General features: G+C 64.7%; 15 protein-coding genes. 6 read left to right on the top strand and 9 right to left on the bottom strand.

The genetic code is table 11. From position 1 onward, the window contains the following. The first annotated feature begins 38 nt into the window (after positions 1–38). Entirely contained in the window at positions 39–860 is an 822-nt protein-coding gene (locus MUN81_RS11410; protein WP_245110481.1) for a hypothetical protein, read from the top strand. Positions 861–893: 33 nt separating this feature from the next. Here the strand turns inward: MUN81_RS11410 and MUN81_RS11405 are convergent, their stop codons facing one another. Next, positions 894–2261 (bottom strand): M23 family metallopeptidase, encoded by a 1368-nt coding sequence (locus MUN81_RS11405; protein ID WP_245110480.1) that lies wholly within the window; start codon positions 2259–2261, stop codon positions 894–896. A gap of 117 nt (positions 2262–2378) precedes the next feature. Between MUN81_RS11405 and MUN81_RS11400 the strand changes: the two genes are divergently transcribed. Both MUN81_RS11400 and MUN81_RS11395 read left to right on the top strand, forming a co-directional pair. Then, on the top strand, positions 2379–3230 hold the full coding sequence (locus tag MUN81_RS11400) for a hydroxymethylglutaryl-CoA lyase (protein WP_245110479.1): 852 nt from the start codon (positions 2379–2381) through the stop codon (positions 3228–3230). A 14-nt stretch (positions 3231–3244) separates the two neighbouring features. Then, on the top strand, positions 3245–3988 hold the full coding sequence (locus MUN81_RS11395; protein WP_245110477.1) for a (Fe-S)-binding protein: 744 nt from the start codon (positions 3245–3247) through the stop codon (positions 3986–3988). Between the two features lie 190 nt (positions 3989–4178). Here MUN81_RS11395 and dapA read toward each other — a convergent pair whose 3' ends face one another. Continuing rightward, positions 4179–5063, bottom strand: a complete 885-nt coding sequence (gene dapA / locus MUN81_RS11390) for a 4-hydroxy-tetrahydrodipicolinate synthase (RefSeq protein ID WP_245110475.1) — start codon at positions 5061–5063, stop codon at positions 4179–4181. 132 nt (positions 5064–5195) lie between these two features. Between dapA and MUN81_RS11385 the strand changes: the two genes are divergently transcribed. Both MUN81_RS11385 and MUN81_RS11380 read left to right on the top strand, forming a co-directional pair. Beyond that, complete coding sequence (locus MUN81_RS11385) at positions 5196–6113, top strand: polysaccharide deacetylase family protein (protein WP_245110473.1); 918 nt, start codon at positions 5196–5198, stop codon at positions 6111–6113. Continuing rightward, complete coding sequence (locus MUN81_RS11380; RefSeq protein WP_245110471.1) at positions 6114–6446, top strand: hypothetical protein; 333 nt, start codon at positions 6114–6116, stop codon at positions 6444–6446. It begins immediately after the preceding gene. A gap of 65 nt (positions 6447–6511) precedes the next feature. Here MUN81_RS11380 and ligA read toward each other — a convergent pair whose 3' ends face one another. The 7 genes from ligA to MUN81_RS11345 all read right to left on the bottom strand — a co-directional run bounded on the left by ligA (position 6512) and on the right by MUN81_RS11345 (position 15024). Beyond that, complete coding sequence (ligA, locus tag MUN81_RS11375) at positions 6512–8614, bottom strand: NAD-dependent DNA ligase LigA (protein ID WP_245110470.1); 2103 nt, start codon at positions 8612–8614, stop codon at positions 6512–6514. A gap of 141 nt (positions 8615–8755) precedes the next feature. After that, entirely contained in the window at positions 8756–9355 is a 600-nt protein-coding gene (locus MUN81_RS11370) for a DUF4920 domain-containing protein (protein ID WP_245110468.1), read from the bottom strand. A 58-nt stretch (positions 9356–9413) separates the two neighbouring features. Continuing rightward, positions 9414–10031, bottom strand: a complete 618-nt coding sequence (locus MUN81_RS11365; RefSeq protein ID WP_245110466.1) for a hypothetical protein — start codon at positions 10029–10031, stop codon at positions 9414–9416. Between the two features lie 150 nt (positions 10032–10181). Next, positions 10182–10931 (bottom strand): hypothetical protein, encoded by a 750-nt coding sequence (locus tag MUN81_RS11360; RefSeq protein ID WP_245110465.1) that lies wholly within the window; start codon positions 10929–10931, stop codon positions 10182–10184. Positions 10932–10939: 8 nt separating this feature from the next. Beyond that, entirely contained in the window at positions 10940–12775 is a 1836-nt protein-coding gene (locus tag MUN81_RS11355; protein ID WP_245110463.1) for a S8 family serine peptidase, read from the bottom strand. Between the two features lie 72 nt (positions 12776–12847). Beyond that, entirely contained in the window at positions 12848–14287 is a 1440-nt protein-coding gene (locus MUN81_RS11350; RefSeq protein ID WP_245110462.1) for a M20/M25/M40 family metallo-hydrolase, read from the bottom strand. A gap of 122 nt (positions 14288–14409) precedes the next feature. Beyond that, positions 14410–15024, bottom strand: a complete 615-nt coding sequence (locus tag MUN81_RS11345; RefSeq protein ID WP_245110461.1) for a phosphoglycerate mutase family protein — start codon at positions 15022–15024, stop codon at positions 14410–14412. A gap of 154 nt (positions 15025–15178) precedes the next feature. Between MUN81_RS11345 and MUN81_RS11340 the strand changes: the two genes are divergently transcribed. Beyond that, positions 15179–15859: a response regulator transcription factor gene (locus MUN81_RS11340; protein ID WP_245110459.1), complete on the top strand. Its 681-nt coding sequence runs from the start codon at positions 15179–15181 to the stop codon at positions 15857–15859. The last annotated feature ends 71 nt before the right edge of the window (positions 15860–15930 follow it).

The following is a 15930-nucleotide window of genomic DNA, read 5'->3' as shown; positions in this document are numbered from 1 at the left end:
ACGCGGCTGTCTACTTTCACCCGACTAACTCTTTTGCAATGAACCACCTTCTTTCCGGCCCCACTCGCATCGTAGCCTGCCTGCTTTTCAACCTGTTGGCCGTTCCGGGCCCGGCCCAACCTTCCCACGACAGCCTCCTGGCACCTGCGTCAGCCGATTTGTCGCTGCTATCCTTCCAGAAGGTTTCCGCCGTTTCCTGTGCCTACCCCTTCGGGTTGCACGAGGGGCAGAACCTTGAATATCAGCTGCTCGATGCCAAAGGTAAGCCCACCGCAATCTGGCGGTACCGCGTGCTGAAAATCAGTACTGATTCAACCATTAAGAAGAAGAAACCGGTGGTAAGCACCACTGTACGCCTGAAGAGCGGCCTCTACGACCTGTCCAACCACGTGCAACAGCAGCAGGACGTTTCCATTCTCTGCCGCCGCGACACTACCTATACCGATGGTCTGGCCGAAATCAATTACGACGGGTTGAAGTCGTTTCGGGAGCGCCTCAAGAGCTACTCCGGCACCCCGGTGGCCTGGCCCAACAGCCCCACCGTGGGCAGCAGCCTGCCCAAGGGCGGTGTAGTGATACAGGTGAGCAGCCCTTCGGTGGCCATTGCCAAGGTGAGCACCACCGTGCGCGACCGCAAGGTGACTGCGGCCCCAGCTCCCGTTACCGTGCCCGCCGGCACCTTCCAATGCTTCGCGGTGGAAAGCCAGCGTGAGCTGGCCACCGCCGCCCGCGCCGACCTCATCCTAAAAAGTGCCGGTCGGCAGGTCGACTACTACGACCCCGCGGTGGGCGTGGTGAAGACAGAGTACTACGACAAGAACGGCAAGCTGAGCTATTCCAAAGTTCTATCGAAGCATTAGCAAACCAAGTAGCATTATTTGGTTTTCAATTATTTATAGAACAATCCAGCCAATCTCATTCTGAGGCCCGCGCACCAGGCTATAATCCTTGGAAGAACCCAGCACCGCCACGGAGGCATGCGCGACCAGTACCCCAATAGCCGGCGCACCGCTTGCCGGGCCGGTCAGCAATTCCTTGTCGTCGGCCAAATTCAGGCGCCGCAGGGGAGCATCTTTGGCGCTCACCACTGCCTTGGCCGGCACGTAGCCAACATGGCCGCCGGCCGTGAGTACCCGCAAGGCCGGGCCCTGCTGGCCCACCACCAGCAGCGGCTCCTGCGTGCTAAGCCGGGTTCTGGAGCGGCTTCCTCCGTTGCTGACGGCCGCGGTCGGCTGCAGCCAAGCTGCATTGCGCAGGCGCACAAACTCACTGCGGCGGTCGGGGCCCACAGTGGCTGGAGCCGGGCTTTCGGTGTGCCGCACGAAGGGAAAAGGGTCAACGGCCCCGCGGCCGCCGCGGTAGATGCCGAAGTGCAGGTGCGGCACCGTGGTGCGGGCGTTGCCCGTGTTGCCCACCAAGCCAAGGGTGTCGCCGGGCTGCACGTGCTGGCCCGGGCTCACCAGCTGCTTATCGAGGTGAGCGTAATAGAGGTGCTCGTTGTGCGCGGCATCGGTGAGCCAGACCACGCGGCCCCCCAGCGGGGTTTCGCCGGTGCGCGTGACGTAGCCGGCCACGGCGGCCACAGCCGCGGTGCCCCGCGGCGCCATAATGTCGATGCCCTCGTGCCGGCGAGCGCCCCCATCCCTGTCCGAACCCCAGAAGCTGGCCACGGCCTTGTCGGTTTTGCCCTGCACCGGAAATACGCTCAGGCTGGGCTCGCGGCTTACTTTCAGGGTGTAGCGGCCGGCGGCCAGCAGCTCGGGCTGCAGGCGCAGCAGGTGCTGGGCGTCGTTTTCGGCCCGGTAGCGGAAGTCGAGTACCATGGTATCGGCGCTGGCAACGGGCAGGGGCATTCGGCCCGGCTCTACCTCAAAGGCATCGAGAAAGACGCGAGCGCCGGCACCGGGGGCCAGTGTCAGGCTTACGTGCACCTGCTCGCCGACACGCACGGCGTAGCGGTAGCTGGCGGCCAGGGGCCGCTCGGGGCGGAAGTAGCCGGTTTCGGCAAAGGGCAGCGTTACCACCAGCGAGTCGCGCAGGGCTTTGTCGGCCGCGGCCAGCCAGGTGCGGCCGGCCGGGCGCCCGTCGAGGCCGGCCTGGTGAAGCTGCCGGGCGTAGGCCTCGTGCGGCGTGGCTTTCTGAAACAGCGCCTGCAGGGTCTGCTGCTTGCTACAGCCCGCCAACGCCAGCACTCCGGCGAACAATACAGGCCACAAAAACCCACCGAGCAGCCGGTGCGGCGGCGGAGTTACTTCATCCATCTTGAATAGCATTCCCCCAAACACCGGGCACCCGGTGGTAGTTCGGTCTGCGGCCCGGCCACGGCACGTACGGGCTACTACCTTTACGCCCCTATTCCTGCCTTCTTCACCCCGCCAATGAAGCTCATTGAATGCCCGCGCGACGCCATGCAGGGCCTCCCCGATTTCATTCCCACTGCCACTAAAACCGCTTATCTAAACGCCCTGCTGCAGGTTGGGTTTGATACACTGGACTTTGGCTCGTTTGTGTCGCCCAAAGCCATTCCGCAGCTGCGCGACACGGCCGAGGTGCTGGCCGGGCTCGATTTGAGCAACACCCAAACCAAGCTGCTGGCCATTGTGGCCAACCAACGCGGCGCCGAAACCGCGGCCCAATACCCCGAAATTGCCTACCTGGGCTTCCCGCTGTCGGTTTCCGAAACCTTCCAGCGACGCAACACCAACCAGAACACCGAACAGGCGCTGGCCGACGTGGCCGCCATGCACAACCTGTGCGAGCGCACCGGCAAGCAGCTGGTGGCTTACCTGTCAATGGGCTTCGGCAACCCCTACGGCGATGCCTGGAGCCCGGAAATTGTGACGGAGTTTACTCAGAAGCTGGCGGACCTGGGCGTGCCCATCGTGGCGCTGTCCGATACCGTTGGGGCTTCCAACGCGGCTACTATTGCACCCTTGTTTTCGGCCCTTATCCCGGCGTTTCCGGCCATTGAGTTTGGAGCGCACCTGCACACCACGCCCAGCACCTGGCGCGAAAAAGTGACGGCTGCCTACAACGCCGGCTGCCGTCGCTTCGATGGGGCCATCGGCGGCATCGGCGGCTGCCCCATGGCCGCCGACGAGCTGACCGGCAACATGGCAACCGAGAACCTGCTGGCCTTTCTGGCGGAGCGCGGCGTGGATTCCGGACTGGATTTGGCGGCGTTTGCCCGGGCCCGGGAAGCCGCAACCGGCGTGTTTGCGTTTCATTAAGACAAGACCCGGCCATGTCCATTACCGCCGACATCTTCATTCCCTGCTTCGTCGACCAGCTGTACCCGGCCACTGCCCAAAACATGGTGAAAGTGCTGGAACGCGTGGGCGTGCAGGTCAACTACAACCCGGACCAAACCTGCTGCGGCCAGCCGGCCTACAATGCCGGCTACCAGGACCAAAGCCGGGCCGTGGCCCAAAAATTCCTGCACGATTTTGCCGCGCCGGCGCCGGACCCGCAGCGGTTCATTGTCAGTCCCTCGGCGTCGTGCGTGGGCATGGTGCGCAACAGCTACAATGAGCTATTCGCCGGCAATGCCCAGCAGCCGGCCTGTGCCGCCGTGCAGCGCCGCACCCACGAGCTCACCGAGTTTTTGGTAGATGTGCTGGGCATCATCGCCATTCCCGGTGCGCGGCTGGCCGGCAAATACACCTACCACGACTCCTGCTCGGCCCTGCGCGAGTGCGGCATCCGGCCGCAGCCGCGACAGCTGCTCGACGGCGTGGCCGGCCTGGAGCGCATCGAAATGGCCGAAACCACCACCTGCTGCGGCTTCGGCGGCACGTTTGCGGTGAAGTTTGAGGCCATTTCGGTGGCCATGGCCCAACAGAAAGTGGAACACGCCCTCGACACCGGCGCCGACTATATTGTGAGCACTGACGTGAGCTGCCTGATGCACCTGGAATCCTACATCAAGCGGGAGAAATTGCCGCTCAAGTGCCTCCACGTGGCCGACGTACTGGCCAGCGGCTGGTAACTCTCAGTTGTCATTGCAAGGAGGCACGACGAAGCAATCCGTCCTGTTAAAACCAGACACCCTTAGATGCGAAAAGCCCCGGCTCTGAATGGAGCCGGGGCTTTTCGTTAAGTCTATCATATCTCAAGGCTGGTCGCTCAGGGAGGAAGGATTGCCACGGCCTACAGCCTCGCAATGACAGACTGAAGACCTACAGTTCCTTCCGAATCCGCTCTTTCAGGCCCTCGGTGGCTTCAAGCAAAGGGAGGCGCACGGCGGCTCCGCACACGCCCAGCGCTTCCAAGGCGGCTTTCACGCCTACCGGGTTGCTTTCCTCATACATGAGCGGGTTGAGGGGCAGCAGGCGGAACAGGCCTTCGCGGGCGGCGGCGAAGTCGCCGGCCAGAGCGGCGCGGGTCATGTCGGCAAAACGCTTGGGGAAAGCATTGGCCAGCACGGAGATAATGCCTTCGCCGCCGCAGGCAATGAGGGCGGGCGTCAGCATGTCGTCGCCGGACAGCAGCAGGAAATCCTTGGGCTTGCGTGCGGCTATAGTCAGGCATTGCTCCATTAGGCCGCTGGCTTCTTTGATGCCGATGATGTTGGGGTGATGCGCGAGGCGCAGCGTGGTTTCGGCGGTGATGTTGGACGCCGTGCGGCCGGGCACGTTGTACAGGATGATGGGCACGGGGCTGGCGTCGGCCAGGCGGTGGTAGTGCGCCACCAGGCCGGCCTGGCTGGGCTTGTTGTAGGCCGGGCTGGCCGAAAGCACGGCGGCGATGCCGTCGAGGGCGGTGGTGCGCAGGGCTTCCACGGCGGCGGCCGTATCGTTGCTGCCGATGCCGTAGACCAGTGGCACGCGGCCGGCCACATGCTCTTTGGCGATGCGCAGGAGCTCGGTTTTTTCGTCGGCCGTGGTGGTGGGCGACTCGCCGGTGGTGCCGTTCACCACGAGGTAGTCGACCCCGCCCTCGATGCAGAAATCGAGCAGGCGGCGCCAACCGGCGTAGTCCACGGCAAAATCGGGGGTGAACGGAGTGATAAGGGCCACGCCCGTGCCGTGAAAGAGCGGAAGGCGGGAATTTGTGTTGGTCATGCCGGGCATTGAGAAGTAGTTTTGTACAAAGGTAGGGGCGCGTCGCACGCGCCCGGCTCGCCATTGCCGGCGACTGCTCTCGTTTTACTGCCGCCCCCGCCGGGCGGACGCGTGCGACGCGGCCCCGTTGCCATGAAATTTCCTTCTGCTTCCCTCCTGCTCGCGGCGCTGTCGCTGGCAGCCTGCGACTCCAAAGTTGCCACCACCGGCGAAACCGCCACCAGCTCCGCCACTGTAGAGGCCGCCGACCCGGCCGCCGCCGAAACTTCGGGCACCAAAGCCACGGCCGCCGATGAGGCCAACGCCGTGCCGGCCCCCGACCCCGCCACCATTCCAGCCGCCAGCGCCGGCAACGCCGCCGCCATCCTGGCCCGGCCGCAGGTGCCCATCCTGTGCTACCACCAGATTCGGGACTGGACGGCCCGCGACTCCAAAGGCGCCAAGGACTACATCGTACCCATCGCGCAGTTCAAGGCCCAGATTAAGATGCTGGCCGACTCGGGCTACCACACCGTCTCGCCCGACCAGCTCTACGCCTACATGACCACCGGCGCCAAGCTGCCGAGCAAGCCCATCATGCTCACGTTTGATGACACCGACCTCGACCAGTTTACCATTGCCCGGCCCACGCTGGAGCAGTACGGCTACAAAGCCATGTACTTCGTGATGACCGTGAGCCTGGGCCGCCCCCACTACATGACCAAAGCCATGGTGAAGCAGCTCTCCGACGAGGGCAACGTCATCGGTTCGCACACTTGGGACCACCACAACGTGAAGAAGTACCAGGGCAAAGACTGGGAAACCCAAATCGACAAGCCCACCAAAACCCTGGAAGAAATCACGGGCAAAAAAATCAACTACTTCGCCTACCCCTTCGGCCTCTGGAACCCGCAGGCTTTCCCGGAGCTGAAGAAGCGCGGCTTCGTGGCCGCCTTCTCGCTGGCCGAGAAACGCGACCAAAACGACCCGCTGTTTACTATCCGCCGCATCATCGCCAGCGGCTACTGGTCGCCCAAGACGCTGCGCAACAACATCGTGCAGAGCTTCTAAGTGGCCAAGCCACCTCAGCCTGTGGGAAGGAGAATCGCCGTGGAGTTAGCCTGGTTGCTGGCTTACTGGGGGTTCTCCTTCTTTTTTATGGCTTGGTTGCTCGGGTTCAAGCAGCTGTTGCGGCCTTCGCTGGAAATTCAGATGCACAACACCTACTTCATCGTGCCCGGTCCGCTGATACCGCTGCCATTTTTCCTGCTGGAAGCCTCGCTGGTAACCGGCGTTCGAATGGCTCTAGGCCGGCTCAATGACAGACTTGTCATCATCATTTTTGCGCTGCTGACGGTGCTGCTGGCCGGTTTGCTTTTCTGGTTTGCGCATTCAATCCACTAAAACCCGTCGCACAAAAAAGGCCCATACAGCTTCTGTACGGGCCTTTTTTGTGTAACTAATCGGCATCAAAACAGCGACCCTTGCACGCCCGGTCCCGAAGCAGCCGGGGCATTAACGGCTTCATCAGCGGCCGGGGCCTCGTCCGGGTTGGGCAGCAGCGCCATCAACTCGCTTTCCGAAATGATGGGCACTTTGAAGCCCAGCGCCTTCTCGCGCTTGGCGGGCCCCATGTTGTCGCCGGCCACCAGGTAGCTCAGCTTCTTGCTGATGGAGCCCGTGATTTTGCCGCCGTTGGAGATGATGAGCTGCTGCAGCTCGTCGCGGCTGTGGTTTTCAAACACGCCGGAAATCACGAAGGTGAGGCCCGCCAGCCGGTCCGACGCCGGCACGGGCGCCTCGCCGGTCACGGCCAGTTGCACGCCGGCGGTGCGCAGGCGCTCAACCAGTTCGCGGTTTTCGGGCTGCTGAAACCAATGCGCCGCCTGCGCGGCAATCACGCCGCCCACTTCGGGCACGGCGGCCATTTCTTCGGCCGAGGCGGCCATCATGGCGTCGATGCTGCGGTAGTGCGCGGCCAGCTTCTGGGCCACGGTTTCGCCCACGTAGCGGATGCCCAGGCCAAACAATACGCGCGGAAATGGCACCTGCTTGCTGGCCTCGATGCCAGTAATGAGGTTGTCGATGCTTTTCTGGCCGAGGCGTTCCAGCGTCACCAGCTCGGCGCGGCGGGCCGGCAGGTCGTAGATGTCGGCCACCGTTTTCACCATGCCCAGCTCGAAGAAGCGGCCCACCGTCTCGGCACCCAGGCCGTCGATGTTCAGCGCCTTGCGCGACACATAGTGCTCCAGCCGCGCCTTGAGCTGCGGACCGCAGCCCCGTTCGTTGGGGCAACGGAAATGCGCCTCGCCCTCGGGCCGCACCAGCGGCGTGCCACAGGCCGGGCACTCGGTGGGGTACTGGATGGGAACAGCCTCTGCGGGCCGGGCCGAGAGGTCAACGCCCGTAATTTTGGGGATGATTTCGCCACCTTTCTCCACGTACACGGTATCGCCGAGGCGCAGGTCGAGCAGCTCAATCTGGTTGGCGTTGTGCAGGGTGGCGCGCTTCACCACGGTGCCGGCCAGCGGCACGGGCGTGAGCATGGCCACGGGCGTCACGGCGCCGGTGCGGCCCACGTTGTAAATCACTTCGTTGAGGCGGGTGCGGGCGGCCTCGGCCGGGTACTTGTAGGCAATGGCCCAGCGCGGGCTCTTGGCCGTGTAGCCCAGCTGGTCCTGCTGGCGCAGGTTGTCTACTTTGATTACGATGCCATCAGTGGCCACGGGCAGCTCAAAGCGCTTTTTGGCCCAGTGGTGCACAAAATCGAGCACTTCGTCAATGGTGGAAGCCCGCCGCCAGGTGTCCGACACGGGCAGCCCGTAACGCGTCAGCGCATCAAGAGCGGCGCTGTGGCTGCTGAAATGACGGCCCGGCGTGAGCAAAGCGTAGGCGTAGAAGCGCAGCTTGCGGGCCGCCACCTGGCTGGAATCCTGCAGCTTGAGGGTGCCACTGGCGGCATTGCGGGGGTTGGCCAGCAGGGCTTCGCCGTTTTGCTCGCGCTCGGCATTCAACTCCGCAAACACGGGCAGCGGCATGAACACCTCGCCCCGCACTTCGAAATCCTGGGGCTGGTCGGGGCCGGGGCGCAGGGCCAGCGGCAGGGTTTTGATGGTGCGCACGTTGGGCGTTACCACGTCGCCGCGGGTGCCGTCGCCGCGCGTCACGCCCTGCGTGAGCTGGCCGTGCTCGTAGCGCAGGCTCATGGCCACGCCGTCAATCTTCAGCTCGCATACGTAGCTGTAGGGCGCGCCTTCTAGCCCCTTTTGCACCCGCTCGTCGAACTCGCGCAGGTCGTCTTCGGAGTAGGTATTGCCCAGGCTGAGCATGGGGTAGCGGTGCGCCGCCGTCGGAAATTGCTTGGTGATGGTGCCGCCCACCCGCCGGGTGGGCGAGTTGGGCTGGGCCAGGTCGGGATGCGCGGCTTCGAGCTGCTGCAGCTCGGCCAGCAGCTGGTCGAATTCCTGGTCCGACACCTCGGACGTGTCGTTTTGGTAGTATTGGTGATTGAGGTGGTGCAGGCGCTCGGTAAGGGCCAGGATGCGTTGCTGAACGTCGGGGGTATCGGGCATGAATGGGGCGCCAGCCGGGGCAAAAAAAGTCGTTGAATTCTGGTAGCGCAAGCTACGCCAGCGCTTCAATATGCGTTAAGACACGAAAAAGGCCACCTCAGCGGGTGGCCTTTCTACTGCTTTCAAGCTCAGCGGGTAATGCTAGTTCAGCACGCGCACCCCGTCGGCCATAAAAGTGAGCTGCTGCTCGTCCTGCGTGATGGCCGCCACTTCTTTATCCGACTTGCCAGCGTCTTTGGCGTAGTGCTGCAGCTCTGATTTGGGCACCGTGCTGCGGTGGGCCCAACCGCTCACCACCACCTCGTGGCCGCTCAGGTCTTTGGGCACGAAAAAGGCGTAATCCTTAAAGCGCACGCGCATCTGCTTGCCGTCGGCGGTGGGCAGGGTCATCCAGCAGCCTTTGGCCTGGCACACGGCCGAAGCCTTGCCCACCAGTTTCACCTGGGCCGAGTCGCTGGCGCCAAGCGCGGTGTTCAGGGCGGTCATGGGCAGGGCGCCTTCGGGGCTGATGGCGGCGCCGTAGGTCTGGCCGGGGGCCACGGGCGCAATGCTCGTACTGCTGTGGCCTTCTTCGCCTTCTTCCTCCTCACCCGAACCCTTGGGCACTTCAGCATTGTGGCCGTTCACTTCTTCCTGGCCCTGCTCCACGGGCAGCACGGGGTTGATGGGGGCCGAAGGCACAAACCGAATGAAGACCAGAATGGCGACTAAAACGGCAACAAATGACAGGAAGAACTTCATGGGAAAAGCAACAGAGAAATGATGAGTATTCAGGAAAGCAGGCCTTTGTCAGCCGGAGTTACTGACTGATGATGACGGCCTTGCCCAGCTTGCGGGCAAAGGCAATGCGGTGCTCGGCGCCGCCGGCCCCCACGAAGTCGAAACCCACGGTGGCGGGGTCTTCGCGCAGGGCGGCCCAGGTTTTGGTGTCCATCTCAGCCGGCTGCTCCGCCCCGGGCGATATGGCCGGCTGAATGAAGTGGCCGTCGGCAAAAAAGTTGTTCATGCCCTGCAAAATGGCAATTTCCTGGTCGCGCACGCTGGCGGCCTGCGGGTCGGCCAGGGATTTTTCGCTAAGCAGGGCGCGGGCCGGCAGCACTTCGTGGCGCAGGGTGTCGCCCTTGCTGTTGGTCACGATGAGGTGGGCCTGGGCCGTAATCACGCGGGGCCCGCGCAGCTGCAAGATGAAATTATCGGGCGCGGCGGGGTTCGAGAAGGCGTGGGTGGTGCTCACCGTGTTGAGCACGGTTTTGTTGTTGACGCGCACACGGGAGCCGGCGGGCGGCGGCGTGTAGGTGGTGCGCGGGTCGGCAGAAGAGGTGCTCACTTCCCGCTCGGTGCTGACGCAGGAAGAAAGTTGAACGAGACCCGCAGCCAGCGCTAACACGGCCGCGGCTTTGAAGGAGTGAGTTTTCATGTAGAAATACCGGCGCGCAAAGTGGCCGGACGCACGAAGGTAAGGGAGGAAAATGGCGCTATGACTATACGCGCCACCTGCCGCAACGCGGCTGTCGCGTTTTTTTACGATAAACGCCAGCCCGGGGATTTAGCGGGCCACGCTTCCGGGCTAGAACAGGCCGATTTCCAGGCCCAGCACCCAGCGGGACAGCTCGGGCCAGGCGGCGTAGGCCGGCGCAAACGCGGGCGTGAAGCGGCGCCGCGCCACGAAAGCGTAGCGGTCGATGCCCAGACGGGCGCCCACGGTGCCGGTCCAGCGGCGCATATAAGGCAAGCCCCGCTCGGTGGTTTCGACCGAGCCAATGCCGGGACCGGGCTCGTCCTCGGTGGTGTGGCTCGTGCCAGCCACCCAGCCGCCGCCCGCCAGCAGGTCGAGGTAGCGGCCCACCGAGTTGCCGCGCCGCCCGGCGTTGAGGCGCAGGCTGGTTTCGGCATATATCTGGTGCAGGCCCAGGCTTTCGCTGCGGTGCAGCGTGGGCGTGGGCACGGTTTTGCCGGGCTTCTGGTCTAAGTCAAGGTGCTGGTAGGCGTAGCCGAGGTCGAAATTCAGGGCCAGGCTTTGGGAGAAGCGCACCTTGAAGCGCCCCCCGGCCCGCAACTCGGCCGAGCCCAGCCCGTAGCGCAATGGCGTGCCTGCGCCGCCCGCCAGCAGCCCATAGGCGAAATAACCGTGCGCGAAATACCGCCGGTTGGGCCCGAAAATGGTTTTGATGGTATCGTCGGCGACGTTGGCTTGCACCAGCACCTGCTGGGCCCGCGCCTCGGGCCGGGCCAGCAGGACCAGTAGCAAGCCCGTCAGCAGCGCCAGCCTCACCCGGCGCCCGGGAGCGTCGGCCTCGTGTTGAAAGTAGGATGCCATTGCCTCACTCATTCTGAATAGCTTCCGGTGTAGCCTTTGAAGTGCACCCTTAGCGCTTCGCCGCCGCGCAGCAGCCGGCGCGGCACCTGCAGCACCAGGCGCTGGGTCACGGCGCGGGTTTCGTAGCGGTGCAGCACGCCGCGGCGGTCGGCCAGGTTCCAGTACAGGTAGGCCGGGTAATTGGGCTCGGGCAGGGGCGCCAGCGGCGGGCTGCTGCCGGGCACGGGTTGCTCGCGGCCCACGCGGGGCGTGTTGCCATCGGCCGGGGCCTTTTCTTCGCCCAGCAGCTCGGCGGCCAGCACCGCACCGTTTTGGTCGGCTATGAGGGGCAGCACTTCGGCCGGGCGCACGGCCGCATCGGGCCTGATGACCACGGCCACCAGGCTGTCGTGCGGCACAAAATCGAAGGTGGGCGCAGCTGACGGCGTGCCCTGGCCCTGCCCAAAGCGCGCCAATCGCGGCCGGCCGAAGCCGTGGGCATAATCGAAATACGGGTACAGCTCCGCCGCCTGCTCCAGCCCCCGAAACAGCTGCATGGCCGTGAGCTGGCGCTGCTGCTGCCACACACAGGCCGCAAACCCCGCCATCAGCGGCGCCGAAAACGAGGTACCTTCCAGCCGCTCGTATTCGTCGGTGGTGGTAGTGAGCACGATGCCGAAGGCGGCCACGTTGGGCTTGGGACGGCGGTCGGCGGTGGGACCATAGGAGCTGAAATCGACGTGCAGGCCGGTTTCCGGGTCGAGCCCGCCCACGGCCAGCACCGAGTCGGCATCGGCCGGCGTGCCAATGCGCACCCAGTCGTTGTCGCCGTCGTTGCCGGCGGCGCTCACCACCAGCATGCCTTTGCGGGCGGCCAGATTGGCGGCCCGCGCTATCAGGCTGCGGCGGCCGTCCATGTGCTCGGGGAAATAGCGCTGCTCGGTGTAAGCCAGCGACGAGTTGATGATGTCGGCCCCGAGGCGGTCGGCCCACTCCACGGCGGCCAGCCAGGCTTCTTCTTCGGCGTAGCGCTCGCGGTGCAGCTGCTCAGTGCGGGCCAGCAGGTAGTCGGCGGCCGGGGCCAAGCCCAGGGCGGGGCCGGCCGAGCCGTCGGGTCGGCCGGGCAGGCGGCCGGCCAGGCAGCCCATTACCTCGGTGCCGTGGCTGCCGCCCAAAAACACGTTGTCGGCGTTGCGCAAAAAGTCGTGGGTGGCCACAATGCGCTTGTCGGCCACCAGTTGCTGAAACGCCGGGTGCTCGGGCAGCCCCCGAAAGCCCACATCAAACACCGCAATGCGCATGCCGCGCCCATCCAGCCCGGCGGCGCGCAGTGCCGGGCCGTCGAGGTGAGCGATTTGGCGCCGGGCCAGCAGGTAGTCGTTGGCCGACAGCGGCTTGGGTGGCCGCGGGCTTAGGACTGGAGACTCAGATGGCTTCACCCTCGAAAATCGGGCAGCCTGCGCCTCCCGCAAGGGCCAGGGCACCACGGCCCGCACGCCGGGCAGCGCCGCCAGGGCCTGCGCCTGCGCCGGCGTGGCCCGGCACGCCACGGCATTGAACCAGCGGCTCACCAGCGTCACGGTATCGACGTGCGCGGCCACGGCGGCCACGTAATCGGGGCGCACGGGCAGGTCGGTAGCGTCGTAGGCGGGCAGGTGCTGGCGGGCGCGGCGGGCCTGCGCTTCGACCGAAAAATATTGATTTGGGGCGAAGCGCGCCCCGGTTTTGTCGCGCAGCGTCACCCAGTAGCGGGCCGTTGGCTCGGCGCTTCTCCCCTGCCCGGCCGCGGGCCGAACCAGCGCCGGCAGCAGCAGCACGCCCACGCAGAGGCCTCGCCGCAGCTTCGTAAAAGACCTTTTGTTCACAGTTGGGTACACACGTTTGCTCCCTCCTAACTCATCCGCCGGCTAGTTTGGTTGCGGGTTGTTGGCAGCTGGCTACAGCCCGTATTTGCTCAGCAGGTAAATCAGCGAGGCCATGCTGGCGCTGCCAAGCTCCAGCTCGCGGCGGTTCACCTTGTCGAAGGTATCGGCGGCCGTGTGGTGAATGTCGAAGTAGCGCTGCGAGTCGCATTTGTAGCCGATGAGGGCCTTCGGCTGCACGGCAGCTTTCAGGGGCTCGATGTCGGTGCCGCCGTGGCCGGCGGTGATGTCGTCCACGTTGTATGGCTTGAGCAGCGGCGCCCAGCTGGCTACTTTGGCCAGGGTGGCGGCGTCCGATTCCAGACCGAAGCCGCGCGGCGTGAATCCGCCGCCGTCCGACTCGATGGCGGCCACGTGCGTTTCCTTGTTCTGGGCGGCCAGGCGAGCGTACTCGTTGCCGCCGCGGGTGCCGTTTTCTTCGTTCATAAACAGCACGGCCCGCACGGTGCGCTCGGGCTTGTAGCCGGCGGCGCGCAGCAGGCGCAGCGCCTCGATGCTTTGCACGCAGCCGGTGCCGTCGTCGTGGGCGCCCTGGGCCAGGTCCCAGGAGTCGAGGTGGCCGCCCACGGTGATGATTTCCTGCGGAAACTTGCTGCCCCGGATTTCGCCCACCACGTTGTAGCTTTTCTCGTCGGGCAGCGTGATACATTCCATTTCCAGCTCAAACTGCAGCTCGGGGTTGGCCTTCAGCAGCTGGCTGAGCTGGTCGGCGGCGTTGGTGCTGAGGGCAGCGCCGGGCACTTTGGGCACGGCCGGGTCGTACTGCATGGTGCCCGTGTGCGGGTTGTCGTCGCGGGCGCTGGTGAGGGAGCGCACCAGCGCGCCCACCGCGCCGCGCCGGGCGGCCTCGATGGCGCCGCTGCGGCGCTGGTCGCCGGCGCGCCCGTAGGCCTGGCCCGGCTCAATCAGCGCGTCATCAAATGGCCGGTTGTAGAACACGAACTTGCCTTTCACGGCCTCGTCGGGCAGCTTTTTCAGCTCCTCGAAGCTGTGCACCTCCACCACGCCGGCCTTAAGCTTGCCACCGGTGCCCACCGAGCCGCCCAGCGCGCACACCGGCACCTTGATTTCCTTGCCTTTGTTGCCCACGATTTCGCCCTTCTCCTTGCCGCCGCGCACCCAGTGCGGCACCATCACCTCCTGCAGGTACACGCGGTCGAAGCCGGCTTTTTCCATGGTGGCCTTGCCCCAGTCCACGGCCATCTGGGCCTGCGGCGAGCCCGACAGGCGCGGGCCGATGTTGCCGGTGAGGTAGCGCAGGTTTTCGTAGCTCTCGCCGCGCAGCAGGGCTTCGTCGAAGATTTTGCGCAGCGCCACCGAGTCGGTGCGGTCTGGTCTGGCGGCGGCCACCGGGGCGGGGCGGCTTTTTTTGCGAAGCTGCGCGTGGGTAGCCGGGGTGCTGAGCACCAGGGCAGCGCTGGCGCACAAGAAAGTTTTGAGAACGAAGCTGGGCATGGGGCAATAACCAGGTGAACCCGGCGAAGACCGCCAGGCAAACGCGAAAGTACGTCGGCCACCCGCGCCGCGGCCGAGTGAGCCCGCGCGGGTGGCCGACAATGGGGCCAGAAAAAGAAGATTTATTTCATGGGAGCCATGGCGGCCGGCGCGGCTTTCAGCTTGCCGGCGGGCTTGCGCTCGGCGCCGTAGCCGCGCACTTCGGCCGTGGGCGACACGCCGTCGGCCACGCGCACCGTGAACAGGTAGTCGTACTCGTTGTCGGCAATTTCGTCGACCGGCGGCACGGCCCCAAAGTCATCGATGAGTGACAGCACGTTGTTGGAATGGCCCACGATGACGACCGACTTGCCAGCATAATCCTTGAGAATGAGGTCGGCGAGGTCGCGACCCCGGCGCGGGTCGTACTCCTTGGGCTCCAGCTTGGTGGCGGCGGCCAGCGGGGCCAGGGTGGCGCGGGTGCGCACGGTGTTGGTGGTGAAAAGCGCGGCGGGGTGGCGGCGCTCCAGCGTTTGACGCAGGGCCTGGGCCCGCACCTGGCCCACGGCCGACAGCGCGGGGTCGGCGGGGTTCGAGGTAGAATCTTTTTCGGCGTGGCGCACGATGTAAATCGTCGTCACGATGGGTTTTGCTTTGGTTTTGGGCGCGGCTTTGGTTTGGGCGGCCACGGGGCGGCTGGCCAGGCCGGCCAGTACAGCAAGCAGAAAAAGAAGGCGGAAGGGAAAACGTGCAGTCATGGGGGAAGAATGGGCTTCGGGTTGCCCGAGCAAATTACACCACAAACCCGAATGGTTTTCTGCCGGACCACAAATTTGCTTCATGTGGCCTTCAGGCCGCCGTGGCGTATGTTGCACCCGTTAACTTCATTCCGACCCTTACCCGCCCCCCGCCATGCACGTCCTGCTCATCGAAGACGAAAAAAGCCTGCACCAGGAAATGCGTCAATTTCTCCTTCAGGCCCAGTATTTGGTCGATTCGGCCTACACCTACGCCGAAGCGTCCGAAAAGCTGTACGTGAGCAGCTACGACTTCGTGCTCCTCGACCTGGGCCTGCCCGGCGGCGACGGCCTCGACCTGCTCAAGGAAGCCCGCCTCAACGAAAACCAGGAGGCCTCTTTCATCATCCTCACCGCCCGCGGCGCCCTCGATGACCGCATTCGTGGCCTCGACCTCGGGGCCGACGACTACCTGCCCAAGCCCTTCTCGCTGCTGGAGCTCACCAGCCGCATGCAGGCCATCACGCGCCGCAAATTCAACCTCAAGCGCCCCGAAATCAATTTCGGCAACGGCTTTAGCATGGACCCCAACGCCCGCCTGGTGCGCCACGGCGGCCAGGAAGTGCCCCTCACCAAAAAAGAGTTTGACCTGCTGCACTACCTGCTGCTGCACCGCGGCCGGGTGCTCACGCGCCTGCAGCTGGGCGAGCACCTGTGGGGCAACGTGCTGGAAGATGACTCCGATTCCAACTACATCGACGTGCACATCAAAAACGTGCGCAAGAAGCTGGCCCAGTTCGGCCCATCCGACTTCCTCGAAACGGTGCGCGGCATCGGCTACCGCGCGGCGGAGTAGGCGGCGGCTTTTTCTCAAGAAAAACGTCATGCTGAGCGCAGCCGAAGCATCTCGCTTGTGATAGTAATCCA

The sequence above is a fragment of the Hymenobacter sp. 5317J-9 genome (assembly GCF_022921075.1).
Lineage (GTDB): Bacteria > Bacteroidota > Bacteroidia > Cytophagales > Hymenobacteraceae > Hymenobacter.
Note: the sequence above shows the minus strand (reverse complement) of the source record. Positions and strands in the feature narration are given on the sequence as shown.

What these genes read in the sequence shown, in the direction of transcription:
- ligA (WP_245110470.1), bottom strand. Translation starts at nt 8,614, where the DNA reads ATGCCCGATACCCCCGACGTTCAGCAACGCATCCTGGCCCTTACCGAG.
- MUN81_RS11370 (WP_245110468.1), bottom strand. Translation starts at nt 9,355, where the DNA reads ATGAAGTTCTTCCTGTCATTTGTTGCCGTTTTAGTCGCCATTCTGGTC.
- MUN81_RS11405 (WP_245110480.1), bottom strand. Translation starts at nt 2,261, where the DNA reads ATGGATGAAGTAACTCCGCCGCCGCACCGGCTGCTCGGTGGGTTTTTG.
- MUN81_RS11395 (WP_245110477.1), top strand. Translation starts at nt 3,245, where the DNA reads ATGTCCATTACCGCCGACATCTTCATTCCCTGCTTCGTCGACCAGCTG.
- MUN81_RS11385 (WP_245110473.1), top strand. Translation starts at nt 5,196, where the DNA reads ATGAAATTTCCTTCTGCTTCCCTCCTGCTCGCGGCGCTGTCGCTGGCA.
- MUN81_RS11345 (WP_245110461.1), bottom strand. Translation starts at nt 15,024, where the DNA reads ATGACTGCACGTTTTCCCTTCCGCCTTCTTTTTCTGCTTGCTGTACTG.
- dapA (WP_245110475.1), bottom strand. Translation starts at nt 5,063, where the DNA reads ATGACCAACACAAATTCCCGCCTTCCGCTCTTTCACGGCACGGGCGTG.
- MUN81_RS11350 (WP_245110462.1), bottom strand. Translation starts at nt 14,287, where the DNA reads ATGCCCAGCTTCGTTCTCAAAACTTTCTTGTGCGCCAGCGCTGCCCTG.
- MUN81_RS11410 (WP_245110481.1), top strand. Translation starts at nt 39, where the DNA reads ATGAACCACCTTCTTTCCGGCCCCACTCGCATCGTAGCCTGCCTGCTT.
- MUN81_RS11360 (WP_245110465.1), bottom strand. Translation starts at nt 10,931, where the DNA reads ATGGCATCCTACTTTCAACACGAGGCCGACGCTCCCGGGCGCCGGGTG.
- MUN81_RS11400 (WP_245110479.1), top strand. Translation starts at nt 2,379, where the DNA reads ATGAAGCTCATTGAATGCCCGCGCGACGCCATGCAGGGCCTCCCCGAT.
- MUN81_RS11340 (WP_245110459.1), top strand. Translation starts at nt 15,179, where the DNA reads ATGCACGTCCTGCTCATCGAAGACGAAAAAAGCCTGCACCAGGAAATG.
- MUN81_RS11365 (WP_245110466.1), bottom strand. Translation starts at nt 10,031, where the DNA reads ATGAAAACTCACTCCTTCAAAGCCGCGGCCGTGTTAGCGCTGGCTGCG.